Annotated in this window: 20 protein-coding genes and 1 pseudogene; 11 read left to right on the top strand and 10 right to left on the bottom strand. The window is 69.4% G+C overall.

Annotation, left to right across the window (positions count from 1 at the left end; translation table 11 throughout):
* Window positions 1-14: 14 nt before the first annotated feature.
* The 7 genes from IPG05_01930 to IPG05_01900 form a co-directional block, all read right to left on the bottom strand.
* Window positions 15-707, bottom strand: a complete 693-nt coding sequence (locus tag IPG05_01930) for an HAD hydrolase-like protein (GenBank protein ID MBK6493859.1) — start codon at window positions 705-707, stop codon at window positions 15-17.
* A complete protein-coding gene (locus IPG05_01925) occupies window positions 707-1,489 on the bottom strand; it encodes a C40 family peptidase (GenBank protein MBK6493858.1) in 783 nt (260 codons plus the stop codon). The genes IPG05_01930 and IPG05_01925 overlap by 1 nt, the downstream gene beginning before the upstream one ends.
* Complete coding sequence (locus IPG05_01920; protein MBK6493857.1) at window positions 1,486-1,674, bottom strand: hypothetical protein; 189 nt, start codon at window positions 1,672-1,674, stop codon at window positions 1,486-1,488. Before IPG05_01920 ends, IPG05_01925 begins: the two co-directional genes overlap by 4 nt.
* On the bottom strand, window positions 1,674-3,023 hold the full coding sequence (locus IPG05_01915; GenBank protein ID MBK6493856.1) for a sigma-54-dependent Fis family transcriptional regulator: 1,350 nt from the start codon (window positions 3,021-3,023) through the stop codon (window positions 1,674-1,676). Before IPG05_01915 ends, IPG05_01920 begins: the two co-directional genes overlap by 1 nt.
* Window positions 3,024-3,115: 92 nt before the next feature.
* The gene (locus IPG05_01910; protein MBK6493855.1) at window positions 3,116-4,033 is read right to left on the bottom strand and encodes a diacylglycerol kinase family lipid kinase; all 918 of its coding nucleotides are present in this window, start codon (window positions 4,031-4,033) and stop codon (window positions 3,116-3,118) included.
* A gap of 2 nt (window positions 4,034-4,035) precedes the next feature.
* Window positions 4,036-8,427, bottom strand: coding sequence for a translocation/assembly module TamB domain-containing protein (locus IPG05_01905; protein ID MBK6493854.1), 4,392 nt, complete (start codon window positions 8,425-8,427; stop codon window positions 4,036-4,038).
* The gene (locus tag IPG05_01900) at window positions 8,427-10,544 is read right to left on the bottom strand and encodes a BamA/TamA family outer membrane protein (protein ID MBK6493853.1); all 2,118 of its coding nucleotides are present in this window, start codon (window positions 10,542-10,544) and stop codon (window positions 8,427-8,429) included. The genes IPG05_01905 and IPG05_01900 overlap by 1 nt, the downstream gene beginning before the upstream one ends.
* Window positions 10,545-10,613: 69 nt before the next feature.
* Between IPG05_01900 and IPG05_01895 the strand changes: the two genes are divergently transcribed.
* The 10 genes and pseudogenes from IPG05_01895 to IPG05_01850 all read left to right on the top strand — a co-directional run bounded on the left by IPG05_01895 (window position 10,614) and on the right by IPG05_01850 (window position 21,686).
* Entirely contained in the window at window positions 10,614-12,146 is a 1,533-nt protein-coding gene (locus tag IPG05_01895) for an ABC transporter substrate-binding protein (GenBank protein MBK6493852.1), read from the top strand.
* Window positions 12,143-13,069: an ABC transporter permease gene (locus IPG05_01890; GenBank protein ID MBK6493851.1), complete on the top strand. Its 927-nt coding sequence runs from the start codon at window positions 12,143-12,145 to the stop codon at window positions 13,067-13,069. The genes IPG05_01895 and IPG05_01890 overlap by 4 nt, the downstream gene beginning before the upstream one ends.
* A complete protein-coding gene (gene dacB / locus IPG05_01885; protein ID MBK6493850.1) occupies window positions 13,056-14,543 on the top strand; it encodes a D-alanyl-D-alanine carboxypeptidase/D-alanyl-D-alanine-endopeptidase in 1,488 nt (495 codons plus the stop codon). The genes IPG05_01890 and dacB overlap by 14 nt, the downstream gene beginning before the upstream one ends.
* 49 nt (window positions 14,544-14,592) lie before the next feature.
* Window positions 14,593-15,972 (top strand): annotated as a pseudogene (locus IPG05_01880) (FAD-dependent oxidoreductase).
* 6 nt (window positions 15,973-15,978) lie between these two features.
* Window positions 15,979-16,530 (top strand): cob(I)yrinic acid a,c-diamide adenosyltransferase, encoded by a 552-nt coding sequence (locus IPG05_01875; GenBank protein MBK6493849.1) that lies wholly within the window; start codon window positions 15,979-15,981, stop codon window positions 16,528-16,530.
* Window positions 16,531-16,568: 38 nt separating this feature from the next.
* Window positions 16,569-17,591: a 3-dehydroquinate synthase gene (gene aroB, locus IPG05_01870; protein MBK6493848.1), complete on the top strand. Its 1,023-nt coding sequence runs from the start codon at window positions 16,569-16,571 to the stop codon at window positions 17,589-17,591.
* Between the two features lie 342 nt (window positions 17,592-17,933).
* The gene (locus IPG05_01865; GenBank protein MBK6493847.1) at window positions 17,934-18,827 is read left to right on the top strand and encodes an RNA polymerase sigma factor RpoD/SigA; all 894 of its coding nucleotides are present in this window, start codon (window positions 17,934-17,936) and stop codon (window positions 18,825-18,827) included.
* Window positions 18,828-18,907: 80 nt separating this feature from the next.
* Complete coding sequence (locus tag IPG05_01860; protein ID MBK6493846.1) at window positions 18,908-20,122, top strand: FAD-binding oxidoreductase; 1,215 nt, start codon at window positions 18,908-18,910, stop codon at window positions 20,120-20,122.
* Complete coding sequence (locus IPG05_01855; GenBank protein MBK6493845.1) at window positions 20,119-20,790, top strand: HAD family phosphatase; 672 nt, start codon at window positions 20,119-20,121, stop codon at window positions 20,788-20,790. Before IPG05_01860 ends, IPG05_01855 begins: the two co-directional genes overlap by 4 nt.
* On the top strand, window positions 20,769-21,686 hold the full coding sequence (locus IPG05_01850) for a hypothetical protein (protein MBK6493844.1): 918 nt from the start codon (window positions 20,769-20,771) through the stop codon (window positions 21,684-21,686). Before IPG05_01855 ends, IPG05_01850 begins: the two co-directional genes overlap by 22 nt.
* A gap of 60 nt (window positions 21,687-21,746) precedes the next feature.
* Here IPG05_01850 and IPG05_01845 read toward each other — a convergent pair whose 3' ends face one another.
* A complete protein-coding gene (locus IPG05_01845) occupies window positions 21,747-21,980 on the bottom strand; it encodes a hypothetical protein (protein MBK6493843.1) in 234 nt (77 codons plus the stop codon).
* 242 nt (window positions 21,981-22,222) lie between these two features.
* On the opposite strand from IPG05_01845, the gene IPG05_01840 reads away from it, so the two are divergent.
* A complete protein-coding gene (locus IPG05_01840) occupies window positions 22,223-23,689 on the top strand; it encodes a magnesium chelatase (GenBank protein ID MBK6493842.1) in 1,467 nt (488 codons plus the stop codon).
* A 32-nt stretch (window positions 23,690-23,721) separates the two neighbouring features.
* Here the strand turns inward: IPG05_01840 and IPG05_01835 are convergent, their stop codons facing one another.
* Entirely contained in the window at window positions 23,722-24,339 is a 618-nt protein-coding gene (locus tag IPG05_01835; protein ID MBK6493841.1) for a cytidylate kinase-like family protein, read from the bottom strand.
* Window positions 24,333-25,583 carry an MFS transporter gene (locus IPG05_01830; protein ID MBK6493840.1) on the bottom strand — a complete coding sequence of 417 codons (1,251 nt, stop codon included), beginning with the start codon at window positions 25,581-25,583 and terminating at the stop codon, window positions 24,333-24,335. The genes IPG05_01835 and IPG05_01830 overlap by 7 nt, the downstream gene beginning before the upstream one ends.
* Window positions 25,584-25,591 lie beyond the last annotated feature (8 nt).

The raw sequence follows: 25,591 nt of genomic DNA, 5'->3' as shown, positions 1-25,591 counted from the left end.
CGAAAGGGGCGCCGTCAGAAGATGGCCTGCAACACCGCCTCGGTGTCGGCCAGGGTGTCGAACGCGGCGTACGCCCCGGCCGCGAGCAACTCCTCGCGCGAATACGCTCCGGTCGCGACACCGATGGCCCGTGCCCCGATCGAATTGCCGCAGGTGACATCAGCCGGCGTGTCGCCGAGGATCACGACCTCGGCGCCGGACGGCACTCGGCCAAAGTGGGCCGCCGCCCGTTCTGCGGCGATCGGTGGCAAGTCGGGGCGATGTCCGCTGTCGGAGCCGTAGGCGCCGAGCGTGAAGCGTTCGAGCGCCAGCCCCGCTGCGCCGAGCTTCAGCGCTGCGCCGCGCACGATGTTGCCCGTCAGCAGTCCGACGACGGCCGCCGGACGCTCGGCCAAGGCATCGAGCAGCGGAACGATCCCGGGAAGCGGCTGCACCCGATCGGCGCGCAGCGACACCTCTCGCTCGAGGTGGCTCACGTAGCGATCGAGGATCTCGAGCGTGCGCTCGGGCGTGGCCCGCTCCGGCGCGCCGGCGGCCGCGTACAGCTCCCCGACGATCTGCGGATCGGTCTTTCCGTCGAAGCGAACCGACTCGAAAAAGGAGAGGTCGGCGAATTCCTCGGCAAAGGCGGCCTGAATGGCATGCCGACCGGCCGAGGCACTCAACAGCAAGGTGCCGTCGATGTCGAAGAGGACCAGGCGGCGCATCAGGTCAGGCGACGCACGGCAACGAGCCGTTCCAGGAGCGGCGCCGCGCGGCTCCCCTCGGTGCACGCTTCGCGTGTGACGCGACCGGTCGCCACCGTGCTGTGCACGATGCCGTCGTCGCCTGCCTGGATGGCGACGTGGGTGATGCCATCGCTGTCCGCCCCCCGAAAGAAGAGCAGGTCGTCGGGACGGCGATCGTCGAGTTCGATCCGCTGCCCCATGTCGACCTGTTGCCGGGCGTCTCGCGGGAGCGGCACGCCGCGCGCGAGAAAGGTCGTCTGCACCAGGCCGGAGCAATCGATGCCCGAGGCGGTCACGCCGCCCCAGAGGTACGGCGCACCGGCAAATTCGCGCCACGCCCAGGTCGACGGCGCCTGCGCGAGGCTGCCGAGGATCACGTCACCGTACGGGCGCACCGAGCCACCGAGGATCTCGGCCACGTCGCCGTCGGGGAGCCGGGTGCGCGAGCTCCCCTCCAGCAGCAGCCGGGCGCGATGCGGCGCCCGGATCGCCATCCCGGTGCTGTCGCGGAGCAGTGCCCCCTCGGACCATGCCGCTGTGGAGAGCCATGCCTCGACGTCGCCGAGATGCAGCCGGCGGACATAGCCCTCGTGCACCCATCCCGCGTAATCGTCGAGGATGGTCCGGATGCGCAGCATCGCGCCATGATGGTCGACCACTTCCGCGCCCTCACCGAGGACGAGCTGGGTCACCTGTTCTGCGGCGAGTGAGTGGGTTGCGAGCACCGGCACCACCGCGGCCGTGGCGAGCAGCGCGTTCACGAGGCCTTCGCCTTCGCCACGCACTCGCGACACAGCGTTACGCCGCGAATGGTGCAGACCAGGCAGACGAAGGTGCCGCAGGACTCGCACGGGTAGCCTTCGGAGGCGCGCTCTTCGCGGCCGCAGGCGCGGCAGAGCATCGCATCCCGCTCGCGCAGGGCGGGCCGAGGCTGCGTGGTGGCCATCAATGCGGGATCGCGTACCGCTTGATCTTGGCGATCAGCGTGGCGCGAGAGATGCCGAGTTCGGCGGCCGCGCGCGTGCGGTTTCCGCCGTGGTGCTTGAGCGTGCGATCGATGTGCATCCGTTCCACCTCCTCCATCGTCAGCGGATTGTGCCGCCGATCGAACGGTCCTCCCTTGGCCCGGAACTCCCCGGGCAGGTGCTCGGCGCCTATGGCCTCGACACCGCGCGCGAGCAGCATCGCGCGCTCGATGACGTTGCGCAGCTCCTGCGCGTTGCCCGGCCAGCCGTACCCCAGCAGCCGATCCAGCGCGTCGTCGGTCAGCCGCGTCGGCGACCCGGGAGCGGCGCGACTGAGGTCGCGGAGATCCCGACGAATCAACCCGAGCAGATCCTCCCGGGTGCGCTCGCGAAGCGGCGGCACCACCAACGGCATCACGTTCAACCGATAGTAGAGATCTTCGCGCAGGCGGCCGGAGCTCAGGAGCGCCGACGCGGAGTGCGCGGTGGCCGCCACCACCCGAACGTCCACCGGAATTTCGCGGGAACCCCCGACCCGGCGGAAGGCGTGCTGCTCGAGGACCCCGACCAGCGTCGCCTGCAGCGGCCCCGGCAGGTCACCGACTTCCGTCAGGAAGAGCGTGCCGCCATCAGCGATCTCGAGCATGCCCTGACGCCGCTCGCCGGCGCCCGACGTCGGGTCGCCGCCCTCCCGCCCCACCAACAGCGTCTCGAGCCACTCCGGATCACCAGCACCATCGGCGAGTTCGATGAAGGGCGCCGTGGCGCGAGGCGACGCGTCGTGGAGCAGGCGGGCAATCTCCACCTTCTCCGTCCCGGGTTCGCCCTGGATCAGCACCGGCGTGCCGTCGCTCCGGGCGAGCAGCGTGAGCTGCCGTGCGACCTCCTTCATCATCGGCGACACACCGAGTCCGTCGAAGCCCTCGACCGGCGCGCCGCGCCCGATCAGGCTCCGATTGACCCGGCGCAGTCGCCCCTTCTCGGCCGCCCGCTCGCAGGTCGCGAGCAGGTGCTCGGCCTCGGCCGGCTTCACCAGAAAGTTCTCGGCCCCGCTTCGCATCGCCGACACCGCGGCGGCCACATCGTTGTCGCCGGTGAGCAGCACCACCGCCGTGTCGCGCCCGCGCAACTGTTCCAGCACCTCGAGCCCGTCCATCCCCGGCAGGTTCAGATCGAGGAGCACGACGTCCGGGAGCGAGCGCGCAAATGTCGCCAGCCCCGCCTCCCCGGTCAGCTCACGATACACGTCCCATCCCCGCTGCTCGAAGAGGGCCCCGATCGAGCGGAGGATGGCGAGGTCGTCATCGATGAGCAGAATCGAGTTGGGCATCCAGAGCCTTCCGGGCATGGTGAACCTGAGCGGACCCGATGATCGATCATCGATGATCGATCATCGATGGCCCCGCCCTGCTACTGACAATATCACCCCGCCCGCAATTCTGCTGGCAACATGACCGCGATCGCGCCCGGCACCACCGTGGCCGTGAACGGGGTCTCGCCGCCGCCCTCGCCATCCATCTGGACCGGCTGCTCGCCATCCAGGGCCCGCACCGAGATTTCCTTGCCGCGGGCATACCCCACGAAGACATCCTTCCCGAAGGTCCCCTCCGCGTCGCGCAGGAGGTCCCACACCGCCCGAACCGAGCCCCCGAACTTGTTGGCCTGGAAGACCACCAGGTCGAGCAAGCCGTCGTGGGGCGAGATCCCCGCGCCCAGCTTCACGAGCGGGGGGATCACTTCGCCGCAGTTGGCCACCATCAGCATCGCCGCGTCGAGTTGCTGCTCGACCCCATCGACGGTGACGAGGAACGGGACGCTCCGGATCTCCGGAATGATGCGCAACGTGGTGGCGACGTACGCCATCATCCCCCACTTGTGCTTCATCGCCGATTCGGTCTCGACCATCACGCGCGCATCGACGCCGGCCCCGCACGCCACCGCGAAATAGTGCACGCCATCGGGCCGCTCCATCCGCCCGAGGTCGAGCCGCGTCGGCACGCCGCGCACCATCAACTCCGCGGCCTTCACCGGGTTGCTCGGCAGCCGCAGGTTGCCCGCCAGCAGGTTGCCGGTGCCGCCCGGCAGCAGGCCGAGCGCCACGTCGGTGCCCACCAGGGCGGCCGCGGCCTGCATCGTGGTGCCGTCGCCGCCGAAGACGGCCACGACATCGACACCCTGCGCCACGCCGTACTCGGCGAGCCGACGCGCATCGCCCGGCCCGCCCGTGGCCAGCACCTCGACCGACCACCCCGCACCGGTCATCACCTTTTCGATCAGGCGCACGGTCGCCGCCGCCGTGCGGGCTGCATTCGGATTGGCAATCAGGATGGACGTCGTCACGATCAGTATTCCCGTTCCCAGAGCAGGTCGGTACCGAACTGGTAGCGCCGTGGTAGCAGCGTGCTGGCGGTGTTGGCCTGGCAGGTGCCGACCGGTTCGGCCGAGGCCTTCAGGCGGAACTCGCGGGAGAGGCGATACTCGAGCGACGCCCCGAGGTTGTTGCGCGAGAAGACCGGGCTGTTCGACCCGCCCCCCGTGCAGAAGCCGGCATTGAAGGTCGCGAAGAATCGGCGCGAGAGCTGGAAGCCGGCGAGCAATTGCGTCAGGCTCGGCCCCTGCTGCTGCCGCTGCTCCAGGATCCCCGAGCGCAGTTCGAAGAGGTCGAAGCCGGCGTCCGTCGCCAGTCGCGACAGCTCGCCGGTGAAGGCGCCGGCGAGGAGTGACTGCGCCGTCGAGGTGACCTGGGCTCGCTGACTCCCGCCGAGCTGCCCCTGCGGGATTCCGAACATCAGGAAGGAAATCAGGTCGCGATCGGGCAGGTTGCGCCCAGGGCTCGACAGCGTCAGTCGCGGCACCTGGATGCTCCCCTCGATGTGCGCCACGATCGGCACGTCCTCGCCATCCGAGGTGTGCACGATGTGTCGGGCCTGCAGGTCGAGTTCGGCGTTGAGGTCGGGCGATCCGAAGTAACTGACCGTTCCGCTCTCGACCGTGAAGTCGCGCGCCGGCAGGTAGGGAATCTTCAGCGTGTAGGTGCCGCGCGGCGCGGTGAAGGTGCCGGCGAGCCGGTACTGCTTGCGCACCTTGTCGATCGTGACCGAGCCCTCGAGCTGCACATTCGCCTCGCTCGAGCGGAGCCAGACCTCGGTGCCGAGGCGGAAGCGCAGCCCCTCGATCCGGAGCGAATCGAGGAAGCGGTTCTGGAACGCCGCGCCGAGCCGCCGGCGCCGGAGTGCGAGGGTGTCGACCAGGTCGAGGTAGGCCGGGTCTTCGAGGTCGATGATGTCCTTGGTCACCAGGTCGGCGAAGTAGAGCACGCTGCCGGAGAGGGTGCCGCTGCCACGCAGCACCGGATGCGCCACTGGACCGCGCAAGGTGACGTTCAGTTGCTCGGCCCGCAGCTTCAGGTAGTTCGGCACGTTCATCGCCAGGAAGCCGCGCGCGTCGAAGGTGAGGTCGAGCACCGGCATCGTCAGCTGGTCGAAGCGGACGCTGCCGGTGGTGCGCAGCGTCCCGCCATCGCCATTCATCGAGAGCGAGTCGAGCAGCAGCGAGTCGCCGCTGAAGCGCGCCCAGCCGTCCACCTGGTCGTAGGTCGCGCCGAGCGACGGGAGCCGCATGCGGCCGTTGCGAACGGAGAGCGACCCACCGAGGCGCGGCGCCGCCCAGGAGCCGCTGCCATGCAGGTCCAGCTGGACGATCCCGCTGGCGTTCCGGATGTTGGGCGTGAAGGCTTCGAAGACGGCGAGGTCGACCGAGTCTGCCCGCGCAGTGATGGCGATCGGGCCCGGCAGCTTGCGGTCGCTGCGGGCGGCCAGGGCGAGGTCGAACGGCAGCGCGAGATCGACGTCAAGCATCGCATCGCCCGTTCGCCAGAACGTGAGGTGCGACCGGAGCATCCGCGACTCGTAGTCGAAGGCCGCGCGCACCATGGGGGCCCGCACCGATCCGAGCACCGGGCCGGTCACGGCCGCGCTCCCGCGGATCGTCGGCGCCTCGCGGGTGCCCCCCAGGCGCAGGTCGAGCGCCGCGAGGCCCGCCACGGCACTGGTGTCGCCCTGCATCAGGCCCACGAGGTCGGCGAGGTCGAGGCCCACCGCACTCGCGGTCATCGTGCCGGGGACATCACCAGGGAAACTGCCGAAGAGGGTGATCGCTCCGCTGCCGTCACGGGTGCGGAGTGCCAGGGTGTCGTCGAGCGTGGCCAGGCCATCGGCGAGCCGGAACTGCGTCGGCCGCTCGAGCCGCCATTGCTGCCGCGGGAAGGCCAGCGCCAGCGAGTCGAGCGCGATCCGCTGCTTGGTCGAGTCTCCCTGCCACGTGCCGGCGGTCGCGAGTTGCAGTCCGTTGAGCTGCCCTTCGCCGGTGAACGCCAGCGAGTCCGCGCGGCCGCGAAGCTGCACGGCCACGGCCCGACCCAGGAGCGTCGCGTTGCCGAGCGAATCGGCCGTCAGCGCCAGCGTCAGCCCCTTGGCTCCGAGCGAATCGGCCGTGACATCCGCGCCGAGCACGCCGACCCGCCACTGATCGAGCACCACATCTTCGGCATCGAGCCGCGCCACGACCGCCGCGCGGTCGAGCGAGCCGTGCAGGTCGATCGCCAACCGTGCCAGACCATCAAGCGTCCGTGGCGCCAGCGTGTCGCGCACGATGCCGGTCGCCGCGCGCAGCAGCGAGTCGAAGGGCTGCAGTGAGGCGGCCCACGCCTCGAGGTGCAGCGAGCCCGAATCGGGGACGGCCCAGCCGATCGCGCCGCGGCCCACGATCTGACCCTCGGGCCAACGAACCTCGGCGCTATCCACCTGCAGCATGCCCGCCGCGGCACCGAGGCGCAGCGTCGCCTGATCGAACGTGAGCCCGCCCACGCGGGATCGATCGAGGTCCATCACGACCGACCCGTCGGGCGGTACCAGCGAGTCGATCGCACCGTGCAGCCGCATCCGGCCGTTGAGCGCGGTGGAACCACCCTTGCCAAGCAAGGCGTCGAGGTCGACGCGACTGAAGGTCAGGTCGAGCGAATCGGCCGCCCAGCGCGGATCCATGGCGGTGATGGTCCCCAACGCGCGGATCGTCCCGAGGTCCCCGGTCACATCGGCGTCGAGCCAAAGGGACTCGAGCGAGCCGCGGGTGACGATCCGTCCCGTGAGCCCGCCGTGGGGAGTCAACGAGGGATAGCCGGATCGCAAGGCATCGAACGACAGCCGGTCGAAGGTGGCATCCATCTCGACGCCGAGCACCTCGCGCCGGGTGTCGAGGCGCACCGCCCCGAGCAGCCGTGACATCGCCTGGTTCGGCGCCATGTGCTCGGCCAACCCGTCGAACCGCGCGTTCTGCCACGGGCCGTTGAGGCGGCCGACCAGATGCAACTGCCCCGGGAGCAGCATCGCCGGCACGACCCGGCGCACCGTGCCGAGCGCGACCGACGCGTCGAGCAGCTGGAAGCCATCGAAGACGGCGCCCTCGTCCCCGCCGAAATGAATCACGCCGTCGGTGCGGAAGGTCGAGATCGGCTGCCCAGGCACCAGCGCATCGGCGAGCCGCAGGTCGCCGGCGACGCGCATGGCATCGAGGAAGCCATCGAGGCGGAGGCGCCCCTCAAGCATCCCCGCGAACGGCAGCGTGTCCAGGTACGGGCGCATCACGGCGAGCGGTGTCTGGGTCAGCATCAGGTCGAGGTCGCGAAAGCCGAGCCCGCGCTTGGTGTCGACGATCGCCACCATGCGGCCCACCGCGCGCGTCACGCCGTGCCCGAGCGTGAGCTTCTCCAGTCGGTACTCGGTCTGGGTGTTGCTGTTGGAACGGGCGACCACCTCGCCGCGGCCCTGCCACGACGGAAAGTCGGGCGAGATCCACCGGAGGTCATCGAGATCGACCGTGTCGGCGCTCAGCGCCCAATCGAAGAGGACGGTGTCCTGCGGCCAGCGCACCGCGCCGCCCCCCTGCACGATGGTCCCCGGCATCGCGGCGCGGTCCAGCGTGAACCGCAACGAATCACCCGCCGTGATGATCTCGGCCTGCAGCGCGGTGATCGTCAAGGCAGGATCGGCGAGCGTGCCCCGCAGTTCGGCGATGCGCACCAGGATCGGATCGCGCGCCGGCGTCGAGATGCGCACCAGCGGGATGCGAGCATCCAACTCGCTGAGGCCGTAGACACGGACCGGACCATCCGGACTCGCCTCGATGCGCGGCTGGGCCGGGGCCGCGCCGTTGCGTGATGTCGGCACCTTCGGCGCGTGCGGCGTCGTCGCCACGTCGACCCGAATGGTGCCGCCGCGAATCACCAGGTCATGCAGCTCCACCAGCGCCGATGAACCACCCGGAGTACCCGGCTTGCTGCGGAAGACCTCCTCGTAGTTCCATCGCGAGCGCCGCAGCCGGATCAGGTGGATCACCGGACGCTCGACGCGGACTTCGTGAAACACCAGCCGTCCCGCCAGCAGCTCGGGCAACGTGTAGCGCACCTCGAGCCGCTCGGCGGTCAGCACCAGACCACCGAGCGAATCGCGGACGGCGACCCGCTCCAGCACCGCGTGTCCGAGCAACGACCCGCGGATGCCACCAATCTCGACGCGCCCCGCCACCCGTCCCGAGATCATCGTGGTCACCACCCGGGCCAGCAACCGCTGCCCCGGCGGCGACCAGAGCACGGCCGCGGCCGTTCCGAGCAGGCCGCCGAACAGCACCAGCAGGGGCCAGACGAAACCGGCGGTCAGGAAGAGGCGCACCCGACGCATCAGAACGCCTGTCCCACCGAGAAGTGGATGGTGTAGTCGCGCGTGCGCTTCCGCACGAACCCCGTGTCGATCACCCGAAGGTCGCCCGCGGCGGTCGTGGTGTACACCGTGCCCGATTCCAGCTCGTACCGGTTGAACCCCATGTCGAGCCGGATCGGGCCGAGCGGCGAGGCGAAGCGAAGTCCCACGCCGGGCGTCATCCGCCAGCGGGCGGTGCCGCCCTGATCCCAGAGCGCGCCCACGTCCGTGAAGACGGCGAATCGCATCCGCGGGGAAAAGATCGGCGAGGGGAGCCGCAGCTCCAGGTTCGCCACGACCACGCGGCTGCCGCCGGTCGCCGAGATCCTGGCCTCCGAGGCCGGAAAGGTGTCGTCCGCCCGCACCGAATCAGCAGGCACGACGTACACCACCGGCCCGAGCTCGTTGCGATCATAGCCGCGCACATCGTTCGGCCCGCCGGCGTAAAACCGCTGCTCCGGGGGGACGAAGTTGCCGCTACCCGTGCTGAAATCAGACTTGGGCGAGAAGACCGCCCCGACGCGCAGGTGTCCGGCCAGTGTGACGCTCCGCGTCAGCGGCACGAAGCCCGAGGCGTCGCCGACGACCCGGGTGAATTGCTGCTGGGCAGAGGAGCCGAGCAGCTTGGAGGAGACGGTCGCCTCCGCCGTCAGGATGCTGCCGCGCGTCGGATCAAGGAGGTTGTTCACCCGCACCCGCTCGGCGGAGAGGCCGACCGTGGCGAGGACGCGACGTTGCTGCAACTGCGCGATGTCAGCAGCCGCGCACGCGTTGAAGAAGGCGCAGAAGGAGGCAGGGTTCGCGTTGGTGAAGCCGTAGGAGAGGCGGTACGAGAGCGTGATCGGAATGCGCGCCGCCGTCTCCCGGGTCATCGACACCCCCGCGCCGACTTCCTCGCGCAGGAAGACCTTGTACTCGCTGCGCCGCTCGGCAAAGAGCGACGTCGTCAGCGTGTTGTCGGGTGAGAGGAAGCCGTTCCGTCGCAGCGAGACGTCGAGGCCGTAATTCGCCAGCCGCGATCCGACCGAGTCGTCGCGGAGGGGCGAACAGATCGAGTTGCGCGCCCCGAAGTCGAGCGGATCGCCGACGCCGATCTTGGAGAGCCGGGTACTGATGTCGAGCAGCTTGCCGCCGCCCAGAAAATTCCGCGCCGTCCAGCCGAGCCCGACGCGGAAGCAGTCGTTGGTGGCGAAGCCGACGGCGGCGCGGGCCCGATGGGCGCGGCCCTCCGCGACCGTCACCAGCAGCGGGACGATCGTGTCGCCAATGCTGAACTGCGCCGTGTCGATGACGACATCCGCCACCCGGAACAGCTCCGAGGCGTAGAGCGCGCGCTGCGAACGGAAGAGGTCGTTGTAGCGGTAGCGCGCGCCGGGGCGGGCCGACACGAGCGAGGCGATGAAGCCGGAATCGACGCGCGTCTGGCCCGTCACCGTGACCGGGCCGAACACCGCCGGTGGTCCGGTGTGAAACTCGAGGGTGGCCTGCGCCACGTGACCGTCCACGTCCTCGCCGAATCGGCCGGGGAGTGCCGACGAACTTGGGTAGCCGAGGTCCTGGAGCCGCGCGAGAATCGTGTCGCGTGCCGCGGCCAGGGTGAATCGCGAGAAGACGTCGCCCACCGCGATCGGCAGGTCGCGCACCAGCTGTTCGCGCTCGGGGACGCTGTCGAGGCCAAGCAGGGCGAGTGACGTCAGCCGGAGTGGCTCGCCTTCCTTGATCGTGATGCTGATGTACACGTCCACCGCGGTGCGCCGCACCACCGTGTCCACCGCCACCTCGCGATAGCCGGCGCGCCGGTAGAGCGCCTGCAGCCGCTCGACGTCGCGACGGAATTCCTGCTCGTTGAACGTGCGCTTGGTGCCCAGGCCAGTCCAGCGCGCCGACCAGTTGGTGGCGAAGAACGACGAGTTCGTGGTGCTGATGGCCGCGGCCAGCGTGACGTCGTCGAGCGCCTTGTTGCCCGAGAAGTCCAGTTGGCGGACGATGAGCGCTTCTTCCTGCGCCGCGAGGCCGCCGGCGACCGGCAGGAGGGCCAGCGCAAGCGCCAGCGCCCACCGCCCGAAGGCGAGGGTGCGAGGACCATCAGAACGCAGCATTGACCGCATTTCCTAAATCTGGTTAGTTGAAGGGGTTACGCCAACGTCCCCGCCGCAGATCGGAGCCTGATGCCCCGCGCCATCGCCCCGCTCCTTGCCCTGTTGCTGGCGTCCTGTGGCAGCGGCATCCCCCCCGGGCTGACCTACTACTGGACCGCCGACCCGCGCTCGCTCGACCCGGCGCTCTCGACCGACGTGCCGACCGGCGAAGCCGTCGCGCTCCTGTTCGACAACCTGACCCAGTTCGATCCCGATGGCCGGCTGGTGCCCGGGCTGGCCACGGCCTGGTGGCCGTCGCCCGATGGCACGACCTGGACCTTCCGCCTCCGGTCGGGCGTGCGCTTCCACGACGGGCGGGCGGTGGATCGGGCGGCCATCGTCGCCTCCTTCCATCGTGCCCTGCGGATGCGAAAGGAGGGCGGCCGCATCTGGCCGCTGCTGCCGATCCTCGGCGCCGCCGCCGTGGCCGATTCGGGCGCGGCCACACTGGTCGGCCTGACCACCATCGACGATTCCACGATCGCGTTCACGCTCGCCGAACCGCTGAACATCTTCCCCAAACTGCTCGCGATGCCGGTCGCCGCCATCGTGCCGACGCCGACCCCCGAGGAGTTCGGCGAGGCGCCGGTCGGTAGCGGTCCCTGGCGCTTCGTGAGCTGGTCGCACGACGATCTCCTGGTCTTTGCCCGCAATGAGGAATGGTGGGGCGGCCCCGCCGCGAGCGACACGCTGCGTGTTCGGATCATTCCCGAGACGTTCACCCAAGGTGCCGAGTTCGAATCGAAACGACTCTCGGTCGTCGAGATCCCCGTCAGCGAGACCGCAGTCTGGGAGGCCGCCACCGATCGGGTGCTGCAACGCCGCGCCGCCATGCGCGCCGTCTATATCGCCATCAACACCACTCGCGGCCCGCTCGCCGACGTTCGCGTCCGCCGCGCCCTCAATCACGCGGTCAACATCCCCGCGATCCTCGACCGCGTCATGCACCACCGCGGCGTCCTCGCGGCAGGCAGTATCCCGCCGGGGCTCGACGGCTACGACAGCACCCGAACCCGCTACGCGTTCGACCAGGCCAAGGCGCGTGCGCTGCTGGCCGAGGCGGGCTTCGCCACCGGAATGACGCTGCAGCTCTGGCGCTCACCGCGCGCCGAGTTCGCGCGCATTGCCCAGGCCGTGCAGGCCGACCTCGGTCGCGTCGGCGTGAAGGTCGAGATCGTCGAACGTGACGCGTCCACCGCGCGCGCCGCGGCCCGCAAGGGCGACGCCGATCTCTTTCTCTCCGATTGGTGGGCGGACTACCCCGACGGCGAGAACTTCACCTTTCCGCTCTTCCACTCCAGCAACGCCGGTACCGGTGGGAACTACGCCTTCCTGAAGCGACCGGGTCTGGACTCGATGCTCGTGACGGCGCGCGGTACGCCCGACTCGACTGCCAAGGCGGCACTCCTCCGCCGGATCGACCAGGCCGTCTTCGACGACGCCCCCTGGATCTTCTGCTGGTTCCCGACCGACCTCTGGGCCCGCCAGCCGTCGATCACCGGTTGGAGCTATCCGGTGGTCTTCACCGGCCAGCGCTGGTCCACCGTCCGAGAAGTTCGGTGATCCGCTACATCCTGCTCCGGCTGGCGCTGCTCGTGCCGACGCTCCTCGGTGTGCTGGCGGTGACGTTCGCGCTGCTCTATCTCGCACCGGGCGACCCGGTCGCGGCGATCGTCGGCGAGCGCGCCGATGCGGCTGCCGTGGCCCGCGCACGCGCGGATCTCCGACTCGACGACCCGATCGCGGTCCGCTTCGGCCGCTACGTGGCCGGCGTGGCCCGCGGCGACCTCGGCCGCAGCTACATCACCCGGCGTCCCATTGTGCGTGAACTCCGTCAGCGCTTCCCGGCCACGCTGAAGCTCGCCTGCGCCGCGATGCTGATCGCCGTCACCCTCGGCCTCGCGGTGGGCATCTGGGGGGCGGTCCGTCCAGGGTCGTGGGGCGACCGCATCGCGACCTTGGGCGCCTATCTCGGCATCTCCTTCCCGGTCTACTGGGTTGGCCTGCTCCTGATCCTCGGCTTCGCCGTGACGCTGCGCTGGTTTCCCCCATCGGGGTACGGCGGGCTGCTCTTCCTGGTCCTCCCCGCCGTCACGCTCGGGATGCGGTCGATCGCCTTCCTGGCCCGGATGACGCGCTCGGCGATGCGGGAGGTGCTGACCTCCGAACTGGTCCGCACCGCACGCGCCAAGGGACTGCCGGCGCGCACCGTGATCCTTCGTCACGCGCTCGGCAATGCCCTGCTGCCGATCATCACGGTCGTGGGCCTCGACTTCGGATCGTACCTCACCGGGTCGATCCTCACGGAGACGATCTTCTCCTGGCCCGGTGTGGGGCGGTATATCCTCACCGCCATCGACAAGCGCGACCTCCCGGCCATTCAGGGTGGGATACTTTTTCTTTCGCTGGTCTTTGTCCTGGTCAACCTGATCACCGACCTCTGCTACGCCGCCGCCGACCCCCGAGTCGCCCATGATCGCTCGTAGTCGCCTCCTGCTCGCCGCGTTGTTCGTGGCCGCATCCCCGCTCACCGCGCAGTCGCTGACCAAGCGACTCGATGCCCGACTCGATGGACCCGGACTCGACCGGCTCCTCTGGGGCGTCGCGGTGACCGACCTCGACGGCCACCTGCTCTACGGTCGCAACGCTGACCGCCTCTTCATCCCCGCGAGCAACACCAAGCTCGTCGTGGCAACCGTGGCGGCCGCACTCTTCGATCCGGGGTTCACGGTCACGACCTCGCTCTACGGAACCGGCCCGATCGTCGACGGCGTGCTGCAGGGCGACCTGGTGTTCTACGGTCGGGGCGATCCGACCTTCTCGCGGCGCTGCTACGACGTCGACGAGACCGTTGTCGGCGCCTGCGATACCGACCCCGCCGCCAGGTTGGTCGAGCTCGCGCGGCAGCTGCGCGCCCGCGGCGTGCGCAGCATCGCAGGGGATCTCATCGGTGACGGATCCTACTTCGAGCCGACGCTGATCCACCCGTCGTGGGAAGCGTACGACCTGAATTGGTGGTACGCCGCACCGGTCTCCGGACTCGGCTTCAACGACAACAGCGTCGATTTCCGGATCACGGCGGGCGACAGTGCCGGCATCCCGCCCCGGATCACCATGAGTCCGGAAGTCGGGGCCGGTCGCCTCGAGCTCCGCGCGGAGACCGGTCCCAAGGGGAGCCGGAGCACGTTCGACATCCTCCGAAGCGCTGACGGCAGCGGCTGGGTGGCCTCCGGATCGCTCCCGGCCGGCACCGCCGCCCGCACCGAGAACTCCGCCGTGGAAGACCCCAATCGCTATGCGGCGCTGGCCCTGCGCCGAGAACTGGCCGCAGAGGGGATCGTCGTCCGCGGCGCCACGCGGTCCACCACGGACTCGCTCGCCTATCGCCACGCCCGCGGCGCGCCCGCACTCGCCGAGGTGCGCTCACGGCCGGTGGCCGACTGGATCTTTCCGATCCTGAATTCGTCGCAGAACTGGTTCGCCGAAACGCTGCTCAAGCAGGTGGGCAAACAGTTCGGCAACGCCGGATCGTGGCAGGAGGGTCGCCGTGTCACGCGACGCTTCTTGATCGACTCGATGAAGGTCGACTCGACGGAGATCGCCGTGGAGGATGGCTCGGGACTCGCGGCCAACAACCTGATCGCGCCGCGGGCCTTCACCACCATGCTCAGCTACATCAGGAAACATCCGCGCTACGACGTGATCGCGGCCGCGCTGCCGCAGAGTGGGGCGACCGGATCCCTGCGCCGCCGCTTCATCGGGACACCGATCGAGGGGCGGGTTCGAGCCAAGAGCGGCACCATCTCGCGGGTCAATTCGCTGAGCGGGTACGTCGAACGGAGCGATGGCCGCGTCCTGGTCTTTTCGATCCAGGCCAATCATCACACGCTGGGAAGCACCCGGATGATTGCCGCCATCGACAGCATCGTCGTGGAGCTCGGCAAGCCGATCGGCAAGTAGGCCAGGGGGTCCGGAGGGACGGCGCGAGCGACCCGATTATCGTTCGCGCATGTCCACACCCTTGCTGCCCCGCGTTGCCATCATCGGCGCCGGCCCGTCAGGCTTCTACGCCGCCGAGGCACTCCAGAAGGCCCATCCCGGCATCGCCATCGACCTCTTCGACCGCCTCCCCACGCCGTTTGGGTTGGTGCGCGGAGGCGTCGCGCCGGATCATCCCAAGATCAAGTCGGTCACCAAGGTGTTCGAGCGGATCGCCAGCCAGCCTGGCTTCCGTTTCCTCGGCCATGTCGAGATTGGCAGCGACCTGACGGTGGCCGAACTTCGCGAACAGTACGACGCGGTGATCGCCACGTTCGGGGCGCGTACCGATCGGCCGCTGGGGATCCCGGGCGAGCATCTCGCGGGGTCGCACGCAGCCACCGAACTGGTGGGGTGGTACAACGGCCACCCCGACTACGCGGAGTTGCCGTTCGACCTCAGCCAGTCGGCGGCCGCGGTGATCGGCATCGGCAACGTCGCCATGGACGTGACGCGCATCCTCGCCAAGTCGCCGGATGTGCTGGCCACGACGGACCTCGCCGCGCACGCCCTCCAGGCGCTCCGCGGCTCCAGCATTCGCACCATTCACGTGATCGCGCGGCGCGGTGCCGCCCAGGCCGCGTGCACCACACCGGAGCTGCGTGAGTTGGGCGAGCTCGAGGGAGTCGATGTCTTCGTCCCCGCGAGTATCTCCAGCTCGACGAGGCGAGCGCGGCCGTGCTCGCGGCCGCCGAAGACCGCACGGCCGAGAAGAACCTGGCCGTGCTGCGCGAGTGGGCCGAGCGTACCCCGACCGGCGCCCCGATCCAGATCCATTTCCATTTCCTGACCTCGCCGGTAGCCCTCCTGGGCGAACAGCGTCTCCGGGGAATGGTGGTTGAACGGAATCGCCTCGAGTCCGATGGGCAGGGCGGCGTTCGCGCCTTGCCGACCGGCGAGCAGCAGACGCTCGACATCGGCTTGGTCTTTCGCTCGGTCGGCTATCGCGGAGTCGCCCTCGAGGGCTTCCCATTCGACGACCGCCGCGGGATCATCCCGAACCAGGGTGGTCGCGTCACGACGGGAGGCAGGCTCGAGCCAGGTCGTGCCCGGGCTCTACGTCGCGGGGTGGATCAAGCGCGGGCCCCAGGGGGTCATTGGCACCAACAAGTCGTGCGCCGCGGAGACCGTCGCCCAGCTTCTGGCGGACCTGGAATCCGGGGCGGTGGCGCGCCGGGGCGGCCATGCCGAGCAGGTGGACGCCCTACTGGCCAGCCGCGGCGTGCGCGTCACGAGCTGGGCGGACTGGCAGCGGCTCGACGCGGAAGAGCAGGCGCGCGGCGCGCCGGCCGGGCGCCCGCGAGAGAAGCTCGTGTCGGTCGAGGAAATGTTGGCCGTCATCGGGGTATAATCCGCCATGACTCTCAAGATCTACACCCGCACGGGTGACTCCGGCGAAACGGGCCTCTTCGGTGGCGGTCGGGTCCTCAAGGACCACCCTCGCGTCTGCGCATACGGCGATGTCGACGAACTGAACTCCGCGATCGGCATGGTGCGCTGCACCGCGCCGCTCGACTTCCACGATGCGCTGCTCGAGACCGTCCAGCGCGACCTCTTCGCGATCGGTGGCCATCTCGCCACCCCCGATCCGGAGCGGGTGCGGAAGGCGCTTGAGAAAGCGGAGCTCTCGCCGTCCCGGGTGGACCTGTTCGAGCAGGCGATGGATGCCGCCGACCAGGAGCTCCCCGCGCTCACCGCCTTCGTGCTTCCCGCCGGCTCGCCGAAGGCCGCGACGCTGCACATGGCGCGGACGATCTGCCGACGCGCCGAGCGCAGTGTCGTCCACCTCGGCACCACCGCCGACGTCCCCGAACTCTTCGTGATCTACCTCAATCGCCTCTCCGATCTCCTCTTCACCATGGCGCGCCAGGCGAATCATCAGGCGGGCATCGGAGATGTGACCTGGTAAAGGTCACCACGGTCGAGCACGCCGCGGGGAGTTACCCCGTGCTGGTGGGCGCGGGCGCCTTCGGACAGGTCCGTGCGCTGCTCGACGCGACCCATCCCGGGCACCACGCCGTCGTCATCGCCGACGCCACGGTGGCCGGCCTGCTCCCGTCGCCACTTCCGGGGGCGCTGCAACTCACCTTCCCGAGCGGCGAAGCCTCGAAGAGCCGAACAGAGTGGGCGCGGCTCACCGATGAACTGCTGTCGCGCCACCTCGGCCGCGACACCGTCCTGGTCTCCTTCGGTGGCGGTGTCACCTCCGACCTCGTCGGCTTCGTCGCGGCCACCTATCTGCGCGGGGTGCCGTGGCTCGCCGTGGCGACCAGCACACTGGCGATGATCGATGCGTCGGTCGGCGGCAAGACCGGCGTCGACACATCGGCGGGGAAGAACCTCGTCGGCGCCTTCCATCCGCCGCTCGCCGTCTGCTGTGACCCCACCCTGTTGCGCACGCTGCCGGACCGGCCGTTCCGCGAGGGACTCGCCGAAGCGGTCAAGCACGCGTTGATCACCGATGCGTCCTACGGCCAATGGATCGAGGCGCACCGCGACGCGATCGCGCGTCGCGACCTCGAGGCGCTGACCACGCTGATCGACCGCAGCGTCGCCATCAAGGCGGAAGTCGTGATGGAGGACGAGCACGAGCAGGGCCGCCGCGCCTCGCTCAACGCCGGGCACACCATTGCGCATGCGCTGGAACAGGTGAGCCACTACGCCCTGCCCCACGGCGAAGCCGTCGCGATCGGCCTGGTGCTCGAGAGCCGGCTCGGCGAGGCGATGGGCATCACCGCGCCGGGGACGTCGGACCGTGCGGCCGCCTGGCTGCGCGCCGTGGGATTGCCGGTCGCCCCGCCGCCCGGGCTCTCCCGCGAGGCGATCATGACGGCAATGCAGGGCGACAAGAAGAACCGTCGCGGAGCCGTGCACGCCGCGCTGCTCGCCGAGCCGGGCCGCATGGCGGTGGTGGGCGGCGAATGGACGCAGGCGCTGGACTTGGCGCTGCTGGCGAATCTGCTGCATTGAATCCATGGGGCGAGGCAGGCCTCGCCCCTACACCAACGCGCATTCATGTACGGGCGAGGCCTGCCTCGCCCGCCCGTCCACCGTTTACCCACAATCCCCCCACCCCACCCCACTCCGCAGCCCCTTTCATTCCAACGACTTCCCCCGTTCCTGCACACGCGTGTGGAAGACCGCGCTGTGGAGAATGTGCACGAATCGCGCAACTGCAATCTCTGTAAGTTGTTGCAATGTCTATATTTACAGGCTCTTGACACGGTTGTGGAACACCCCATCTTGACTGCGTACCTTTCGAACACCTCCCGAGAAAATTTGACAGTTCGTCCCTCGCCGATTGGGTCTCCCATGCCGCGTCGTGCCGCCCCTGCGCCATCCCGTGCCCGCGTTCCGCTCAGCGCGGCCGAGTCCTTCGAGCAGTATCTGCGGGACATCAAGGACCTCCCGATGATCACCGACATTCAGGAGGAGCGGGCGTTGGCGAGGAAGGCACGCGAGGGCGACGACATCGCGATCGAGCGACTGGTCACGGCGAATCTTCGCTTCGTGATCGCCTTCGTGAAGCGCTATCAGGGTCACGGCCTCGAGCTCGGCGACCTGGTGGCGATCGGCAACGAGGGGTTGCTCCGCGCGGTGCGCAAGTTCGATCCGGATCGCGGCGTCAAGTTCATTTCGTACGCCGTGTGGTGGGTGCGTCAGGCCGTGCTCAAGGCGCTCGCGGAGCAGACGCGCTCGGTGCGCTTCCCGCTGAACCAGAACACCGCCGTGGTGCGCTTCGCCAAGGCGCAGGGGCTGCTGGCGCAGGAGCTCGGGCGGACACCGACCGACGAGGAGCTCTCGACCGCGCTCATGATGCCACTCGATGACGTGCGCGATGCCCGCCGTCTCTTTGTGACCGAGGTGTCGCTCGATGCGCCGGTCGAGAGCGGCGACTCCCGCGCGGCCACCCTGGGCGAGCGACTTCCGCTCGGAGAAAACGGCGAGATCGAGACGCGGACGGACGAGATCCTTCGTCGCGACTTCATCGACCGGATCTTCCGCCGCTACCTCACCCCCCGCGAACGCCGCATCCTCTCGCTCTACTACGGCCTCGACCCCACCGAAGAAGCCCGCACCCTCGAAGAGATCGGCGCCGCCCTCGGCGTGACCCGGGAACGGATCCGCCAATTGCGTGAGCGCGCCTTCGCGAAGCTGCGGGAATGTCCGGAGGTGCGGCATCTGGGAGAATTTCGCGCCGCCTGAGCCGCGCCCCGCCCCGTCTATCTTCCGGGGATGACGTCCCGCCCTGACCAACCTCCCGCCAATACGCGCCGGGAGTCCGCATGAGCAGCACCCGACTGGATCGAATCGCCGCCACCATCGGTGCCGACGCCGTGCGCGCCACCGGCGACGGCCGACTCGTCGTCACGCCCACCTCGACCGAGGCAATGGCCGGCGTGCTCGGCCTGGCGCACGACGAGCGATGGCAGGTCGCCATCGAGGGTGGCGGCTCGTGGCGCGTCGATGCCCCTCCCGCCGACTTGACGCTCTCCACCCGCGGTCTCGACGACCGCCTCGGCATTGAGCACACTGACGAGACGGTCACCGCGCCGGCGGGCGTCTCCCTCGACCTCCTTCGACATACCCTGCGCGACGAGCATGGCTGGGTGGCGCTCGATCCCCCCGGCCGGACCGACCGGACCATCGGCTCCATTCTGGCGACCGCAACCGCCGGACCCCTTCGTGCCGGCTTCGGTCCGGTCCGCGATCAGGTGCTCGCACTCACCATCGCGACCGGCGACGGACGCGTGGTCCGCCTCGCGCGTGACGAGGGAAGCACCACGGTGACGCCGGCCATGCGGCTCCACCTCGGCGGCTTTGGCGGCTTCGGCGTGATCACCGACGCCACTCTTCGGGTCCGTCCCCTCGCCGAGGCGGACCTGACCTGGGTCGCGCTCGGGAGCCGCGATCGGCTGAGTGCCGCCGCCCGCGGACTCGGCGAGCATCGAATCGCCGCCGCTGCGGCGGAGCTCATCTCCCCCGCCCTGGCGTCCGAGCCGGATTGGCTGCTCGCGGTGCGGCTGATGGGGAGTCGTGACGAGGTGCTCGCGGAGGGGCAGCGACTGAGCCGGGTGGCGCACCTGCACTGGCACGAGTTGCCACCGGAGCGGCGCGTGCTGCTCTGGAACGGTTCCTCACGCGGGATCTCGAGTGTGCCGGTCACCTTCCGCCTCGGCGTGCTCCCGGAGGGGATCGATGAGGCGATCGACGCGGTGGTGTCGCTGTTGGGCGAGGGGATGTTGAGTGCCGGCGCGCTCGCCGGCAGCATCCGCTGGAGTGGGCATACCACCGCGGAGCAGCTGCGCGCCGTGCGGAGCCACTTCGCGGCGCGCGAAGTACCGCTGACGCTTGAGCGCGCGTCCTGGGCGCTCCGTCGCACCGTCGGACACTTCGGCGCGTATCGCGAGGGCATCGGTGGCCCGATCGATCGCCTGCGCGAGCGCCACGACCCGCGGCACATCTTCGTGACCGGCATCACCGGCGAGGCGGCCTCGTGAAGGGCGTCTGCTTCGACTTCAATGGCGTCATCGTCGATGACGAGCGGCATCATTGCAGCGCGCTGCTGGAAGTGCTCGCCGAGTGGGGGCTCGACGTCGACGAGGCGACGTACTATCGCGAGTACCTCGGCTACGATGACCGTGGCTGCTTTGTCCACGCATGGAGCGCCGCCAACCGGACGCTCGACACCCGGATGCTCGACCACCTCGTCGCCGCCAAGGGAGTGATCTACCAGCGCCTCATCAGCGCGGATCTCACGCTTGTGCCCGGCGCTGCCCCCTTTGTGCGGGCCTTGCATGCGGCCGGCGTCCGATTGGTGGTCGTGTCGGCTGCGCGCCGCGATGAAATCACCCACGTGCTGCGGGTGGCTGACCTCGACGAGTGCTTCGTCGGGATCGTCGCCGCCGAAGACGTTGCCACCACCAAGCCGAATCCCGAGGGATATCGCAAGGGATTGGCGCTGTTGGGGCTTCCGGCGAGAGCCTGTGTGGTCATCGAGGATTCGATTCCCGGGCTCCGCGCCGGACGCGCTGCCGGAATGCCCGTCGCCATGCTGACGACGTCGCATCCGCGCGAGGCGCTTGAGGCGGAAGAGCCGGCGTGTATCTGGACGGATTTTGTAGGGCACCACCCGATGGAGTTGCCATGGTCTTTGACGTCGAGCTGAGCACCGAGGAGGCCCGCGCCCTGGTCGAGGGGCATCACGCCATCACGGTGGCCCAGGCCGTGTTCCGCCTGGAGGGCCTCGGTGCCATCAGCTGCCTGCAGGGGCTGGTGACCAACGACGTCGCCAAGATGCCGGCCGATGGCTTGATCTGGGGCGCCTTCCTCACGCCGAAAGGGATGATCATCACCGACGCGTGGATCCGGCGTGACGGCGCGGCGGCGTGGTTGATCGTACCGGCACAGGCGGCGCAGGAGATGCGAGGCCTCTTGGCGCGGACCATCCCGCCCCGGCTCGCGAAGGTGACCGAGGTCACCGACGCCATGACGTTGCGGTGGCTGGTCGGCGCGGAGTCAGCCATCCCAGACGGAATTGGCCTGGTTCGGCCCACAGGCGTCGCACCGTTTCGGGGGCTCGTCATGAGCCCGGAACCGGCAGCGATGATCGACAGCCGGCTCGAGGCCGCGGGATGGCACGCGGCCCCGCCGGCATGGAGCGCGGCCGCGAGGCTCCTCGTCGGCTGGCCCGCCCTCGGCCGCGAGATCGACGACAAAACGCTGCCGCAGGAGGTCCGCTTCGACGAACTCGGCGGGGTGCGGTACGACAAGGGGTGTTACACCGGTCAGGAAACGGTCGCCCGCCTCCACTTTCGTGGCCATGCGAACCGCGTCCTGCGTGGGCTGCTCTGGGAGGGCGATGGAGAACCCGAGACGACCGAGGTCGCGACCGCGGAGCGCTCGGTCGGCACGATCCGGACATTGGGGCGGTTTGGGCAGCGGGCGCTCGCCCTGGCGGTCATTCGGCGGGAAGTGGAACCAGGCAGCGTGGTGAATGCCGGGGGCCTACCGGCATCGGTGATCGAGCTCCCGGAGTGGGGGCTGGCGCTCCGAGCAGGCTAGAAAGCACAACGCCCCGGGCAGAAGCCCGGGGCGTCGTGGGTGCATCGGTCGGAGACCAGCTTACTTGCCGCCCTTCTTCATGGCAGCAGCCGTGCTGTCCGCAACGCGAACGCTGTCGGCCACACGAACGCTGTCCGCAACCCGAGCCGCCTCAGCCGCAGCCGCGGCCGCCGTGCTGTCCGCCACGCGGACGCTGTCGGCCACGCGCGCCGAATCCGCCGCCGCCTGCTCCGCCGCCTTGTCGCCGCACGCCACCAAAGCGATCACCGCAGCCGCCATCACGAACTTCCGCATTGCTTCTCCTTGTGAGTTGAAAGTGGTCACCGAGGCCGGTTCCGAGAATCGGCCGCTTCCCCCGATGCACCGTGCAACAAGTTAGGGGCCGTCCGTCAAGTGTCAAGACAGCCTAACTTCCGGCAGGGTAGAAACTTCCCGATATTCCGCCCCCCCGAGGGGGGTCCTCCCCCCCGGACCAGGGATCCTTCCGCCCTGTCCGCCGTACTACGCAGAGACGTTCCCTCCCCGCCCCTGGAGCCATGATGACCCCGCTGCCGACCACCCTGGGCGAGTTGCGCTCGAGCCCGTGGGCCGAGGCGCCGCTCCGCGGCCGCTCGGTGCGCGACGAACTGCGCACCAATCTGCTCGCGGCCCTCGCGCGGGGTGGCCCCCTCTTCCCGGGCATCGTCGGCTACGACGACACCATCGTGCCGCAGTTGGTGAATGCCCTCCTCGCGCGGCACGACTTCATCCTGCTCGGGACGCGCGGTCAGGCGAAGACGCGGCTGTTGCGCGCATTGGTCCAGTTCCTCGACGAGGTGGTGCCGGTCGTGGCGGGCAGTGAGGTGAATGACGACCCGTTTGCGCCGATCTCGAAGTACGCCCGCGACCTCATCGCCGAGCGCGGTGACGCGACCCCGATCGGGTGGCTGCCGCGCGACCAGCGCTACGTCGAGAAGCTGGCCACCCCCGACGTGACGATCGCCGACATCATCGGCGACCTTGATCCGATCAAAGCCGCGCGGGGCGGGCACTTGCTGGGCGACGAGATCACCATGCACTTCGGCTTGCTGCCCCGCGCCAATCGCGGACTCTTCGCGATCAATGAGCTGCCCGACCTCTCCGGCAAGATCCAGGTCGGCCTCTTCAACATCATGCAGGAAGGCGACGTCCAGATCAAAGGGTACCCGGTGCGACTCTCGCTCGACGTGGTGATGGCGTTCACCGCCAATCCGGAGGACTACACCGCGCGCGGCAAGATCATCACGCCGCTCAAGGACCGCATCGGCTCGGAGATCCGTACGCACTATCCTCGCGCCGTCGAGCAGGGGATGGCCATCACCGCACAGGAAGCCTGGCTCGCGCGCGCCGACGGACGCGTGACCGTGCCGTCGTTCATCGCCGAAGCGGTCGAACAGGTCGCCTTCGCCGCCCGCGAAGATCCGCGCGTCGACCGCCGCTCCGGCGTGTCGCAGCGGCTCCCGATCTCCTTGCTGGAAGTGGTGGTCAGCAACGCGGAGCGCCGCGCGATTGCCACCGGCGCGGCACGGGCCGTGACCCGGATGAGCGACATCTATGCCGGCATTCCGGCGATTTCGGGGAAGGTCGAGCTGGAGTACGAGGGGGAAATGCAGGGAGCGGAGTCGGTGGCACGAGAGCTGATTCGGCGCGCCGCCGGCCTGGTCTTCACCGAACATGCCTTCGAGGCCGATGTCGAGCCCATCGTCGCCTGGTTCGAGCAGGGTGGCGCGCTCAAGATCGGCGTCGACGAGCCCACCGCAACCTGCTTTGCCGCCTTCGGGCTGGTCGAGGGGCTCCTCCCGCTGGTCTACGAGACCGGATTCGCCTCCCCGGCCGACCAGGAAACCGCAGTCGCCGCCTGCGAGTTGGTGCTGGAAGCGCTCGCCGCGCACCAGCGCATCGCCCGGAGCGAGGAACATGGCTGGCAGCGGGTGCGGCCGAGCCGGCGGAAGGGCGGGCAGCACGGGATGGATGGATTGGCGTGACCGATGATCGATGATCGATCATCGATGGTCGATCATCGGCTTTCTCGCTTCACCGCCGCCACAATCAACGCCGCACTCCCCTCGATCCCGATCAATTCGGTATTGATGGTCAGATGGTAGTGGTGCGGGTCGGCCCAGTCGCGGTTGTAGTACTGCTTGTGATAGCGTGCGCGATGCGCGTCAACGTCGCGCACGCGCTTCTGGGCCTCGTCGAGTGGAACGTCGAGCCGCTTCGCGATCACCGCGGCGCGGTACCCGGCCGAGGCAACCAGGCGGACGTGGAGTGCCTTCTCCTTCTGGCCGATCACCGCGCCCGCCGCACGTCCCACCAGCACGGCGTGGTCCTGGGCCGCTTCGGCCACCACCTGTTCCGTCAGGCGCATCAGCCGCGCCTCCTCCTGCTCGGGCAGCTCGGCAGTCGACGGCCCGAGCACCTCCGGCGTGGCGACGGTCAGGACGCGCGCCAGTCGCTCGACGAAGGTCGGGCCGCGCTCCTCCTTCTCGCTGACCTCATCCGGACTCATGCCGGCGCGCGCCGCCACTTCCTCGACGAGTTGGTTGTCGACCAGCCGCCAGTCGAGCTCGACCGCGACGCGTTGCGCCACGGACGATCCCCCCGCGCCGTACTCCCGCGAGATGGTGATCAGCATGTTTCCTCCGTGCCGTCCCAGAGACGGCGTGACAGCCATGCGGTGCCGAGCAGCGCCGCGCCTCCACTCAAGCCAATGCTCCACGCGGCGCCCAGGTGCTCCGCGACCCACCCCGCCTGAAAGGCGCCGAGCGGAGCCAGCCCGAGCACCACGAAGGAATACACCGCCATCACCCGTCCGCGCAGTTCGTTCGGGGCGGCGAGTTGTAGCGACGTGGCCGTCGCGATGCCCTGCGTGGCCATCGCGGCCCCCGCCAGCGCGAGCAGGACAAGCGACAGGAACGCCTCGCGGCTGAACGCGAGCAACACCACCGCCACACTGAGCGTCGCGGCCCCGATCACCGCCGCGCGCGGTCGGGGAAGCCGGGTCCCCACGCCACCGATCAGCACCGCGCCCGCCACCGCCCCGACGCCGACCGCCGCGGTCAGCGCCCCGTAGCCGCGCGCGCCGACGTGGAGGACTTCTCGGGCATACACCGCGAGGATCGGAATGAAGGACCCACTCAGCACCGTCAGCAGCACCATCTGCCACGAAAGCGCCGCGAGCACCGGACGCGACCGGATGAACCGAACCCCGGTGAAGACCGAGGGCCGAGCCGATGGCGGCTTGGGGATGTGTGGCGCGCGGATCCGAGACAGTCCGACCAGCACCGCGACGTAGCTCAACGCGTTGAGTGCGAACGCGGCCCCGGGCCCGGCGATCGCGACGACGATCCCCGCGATCGCGGGGCCGATGACGCGCGCGAGGTTGTACGTCGTGGAATTGACGGCCGCCGCCGAGACCAGGTCCTCGGCGGGGACGAGCTCCACCAGGAACGCCTGGCGCGCCGGCACTTCAAAGGCGGTGGCCAGCCCGAAGAGCACCGCCAGCGCCCAGATCCATTCAACCGTGACCTGGTTGGTGAGGGTCAGCGCCGCCAGCACGGCGGCCTCGACCAGCATCACCGCCTGCAACGCCATGATGAAGCGCCGCTTGTCGACCCGGTCGGCGACGACGCCGCCGTAGAGCGTGAAGAAGAGAATCGGCAGCGTGGCGAGCGTGGAGGTCAGTCCGACAGCGAACGCCGAGCGGGTCAGTTCGAGGACCAGCCACCCCTGGGCGATCGACTGCATCCAGGTGCCGACCAACGAGATCCCCTGGCCGGTCAGGAAGCGGCGGAAATCCGGATGTCGCACCGCACGGAACGGCCCCATGAAGAGGACGGCGCCGAGGTCCCGGAGACGGCTGCGAAGCGCGAGGGGCATGCGAGGGA

Source organism: Gemmatimonadota bacterium (genome assembly GCA_016704275.1).
Taxonomy (GTDB): domain Bacteria; phylum Gemmatimonadota; class Gemmatimonadetes; order Gemmatimonadales; family GWC2-71-9; genus Palsa-1233.
The sequence above is the reverse complement of the archived record's forward strand: the minus strand, read 5'-3'. Positions and strand labels throughout refer to the sequence as shown.

Bases quoted from the DNA above. Each gene is read 5' to 3' on its own strand.
- IPG05_01860 (MBK6493846.1), top strand. From the start codon at position 18,908: ATGAGCAGCACCCGACTGGATCGAATCGCCGCCACCATCGGTGCCGAC.
- IPG05_01865 (MBK6493847.1), top strand. From the start codon at position 17,934: ATGCCGCGTCGTGCCGCCCCTGCGCCATCCCGTGCCCGCGTTCCGCTC.
- IPG05_01830 (MBK6493840.1), bottom strand. From the start codon at position 25,583: ATGCCCCTCGCGCTTCGCAGCCGTCTCCGGGACCTCGGCGCCGTCCTC.
- IPG05_01930 (MBK6493859.1), bottom strand. From the start codon at position 707: ATGCGCCGCCTGGTCCTCTTCGACATCGACGGCACCTTGCTGTTGAGT.
- IPG05_01920 (MBK6493857.1), bottom strand. From the start codon at position 1,674: ATGGCCACCACGCAGCCTCGGCCCGCCCTGCGCGAGCGGGATGCGATG.
- IPG05_01895 (MBK6493852.1), top strand. From the start codon at position 10,614: ATGCCCCGCGCCATCGCCCCGCTCCTTGCCCTGTTGCTGGCGTCCTGT.
- IPG05_01915 (MBK6493856.1), bottom strand. From the start codon at position 3,023: ATGCCCAACTCGATTCTGCTCATCGATGACGACCTCGCCATCCTCCGC.
- IPG05_01850 (MBK6493844.1), top strand. From the start codon at position 20,769: ATGGTCTTTGACGTCGAGCTGAGCACCGAGGAGGCCCGCGCCCTGGTC.
- IPG05_01840 (MBK6493842.1), top strand. From the start codon at position 22,223: ATGATGACCCCGCTGCCGACCACCCTGGGCGAGTTGCGCTCGAGCCCG.
- IPG05_01875 (MBK6493849.1), top strand. From the start codon at position 15,979: ATGACTCTCAAGATCTACACCCGCACGGGTGACTCCGGCGAAACGGGC.
- IPG05_01845 (MBK6493843.1), bottom strand. From the start codon at position 21,980: ATGCGGAAGTTCGTGATGGCGGCTGCGGTGATCGCTTTGGTGGCGTGC.
- dacB (MBK6493850.1), top strand. From the start codon at position 13,056: ATGATCGCTCGTAGTCGCCTCCTGCTCGCCGCGTTGTTCGTGGCCGCA.
- IPG05_01835 (MBK6493841.1), bottom strand. From the start codon at position 24,339: ATGCTGATCACCATCTCGCGGGAGTACGGCGCGGGGGGATCGTCCGTG.
- IPG05_01905 (MBK6493854.1), bottom strand. From the start codon at position 8,427: ATGCGTCGGGTGCGCCTCTTCCTGACCGCCGGTTTCGTCTGGCCCCTG.
- IPG05_01900 (MBK6493853.1), bottom strand. From the start codon at position 10,544: ATGCTGCGTTCTGATGGTCCTCGCACCCTCGCCTTCGGGCGGTGGGCG.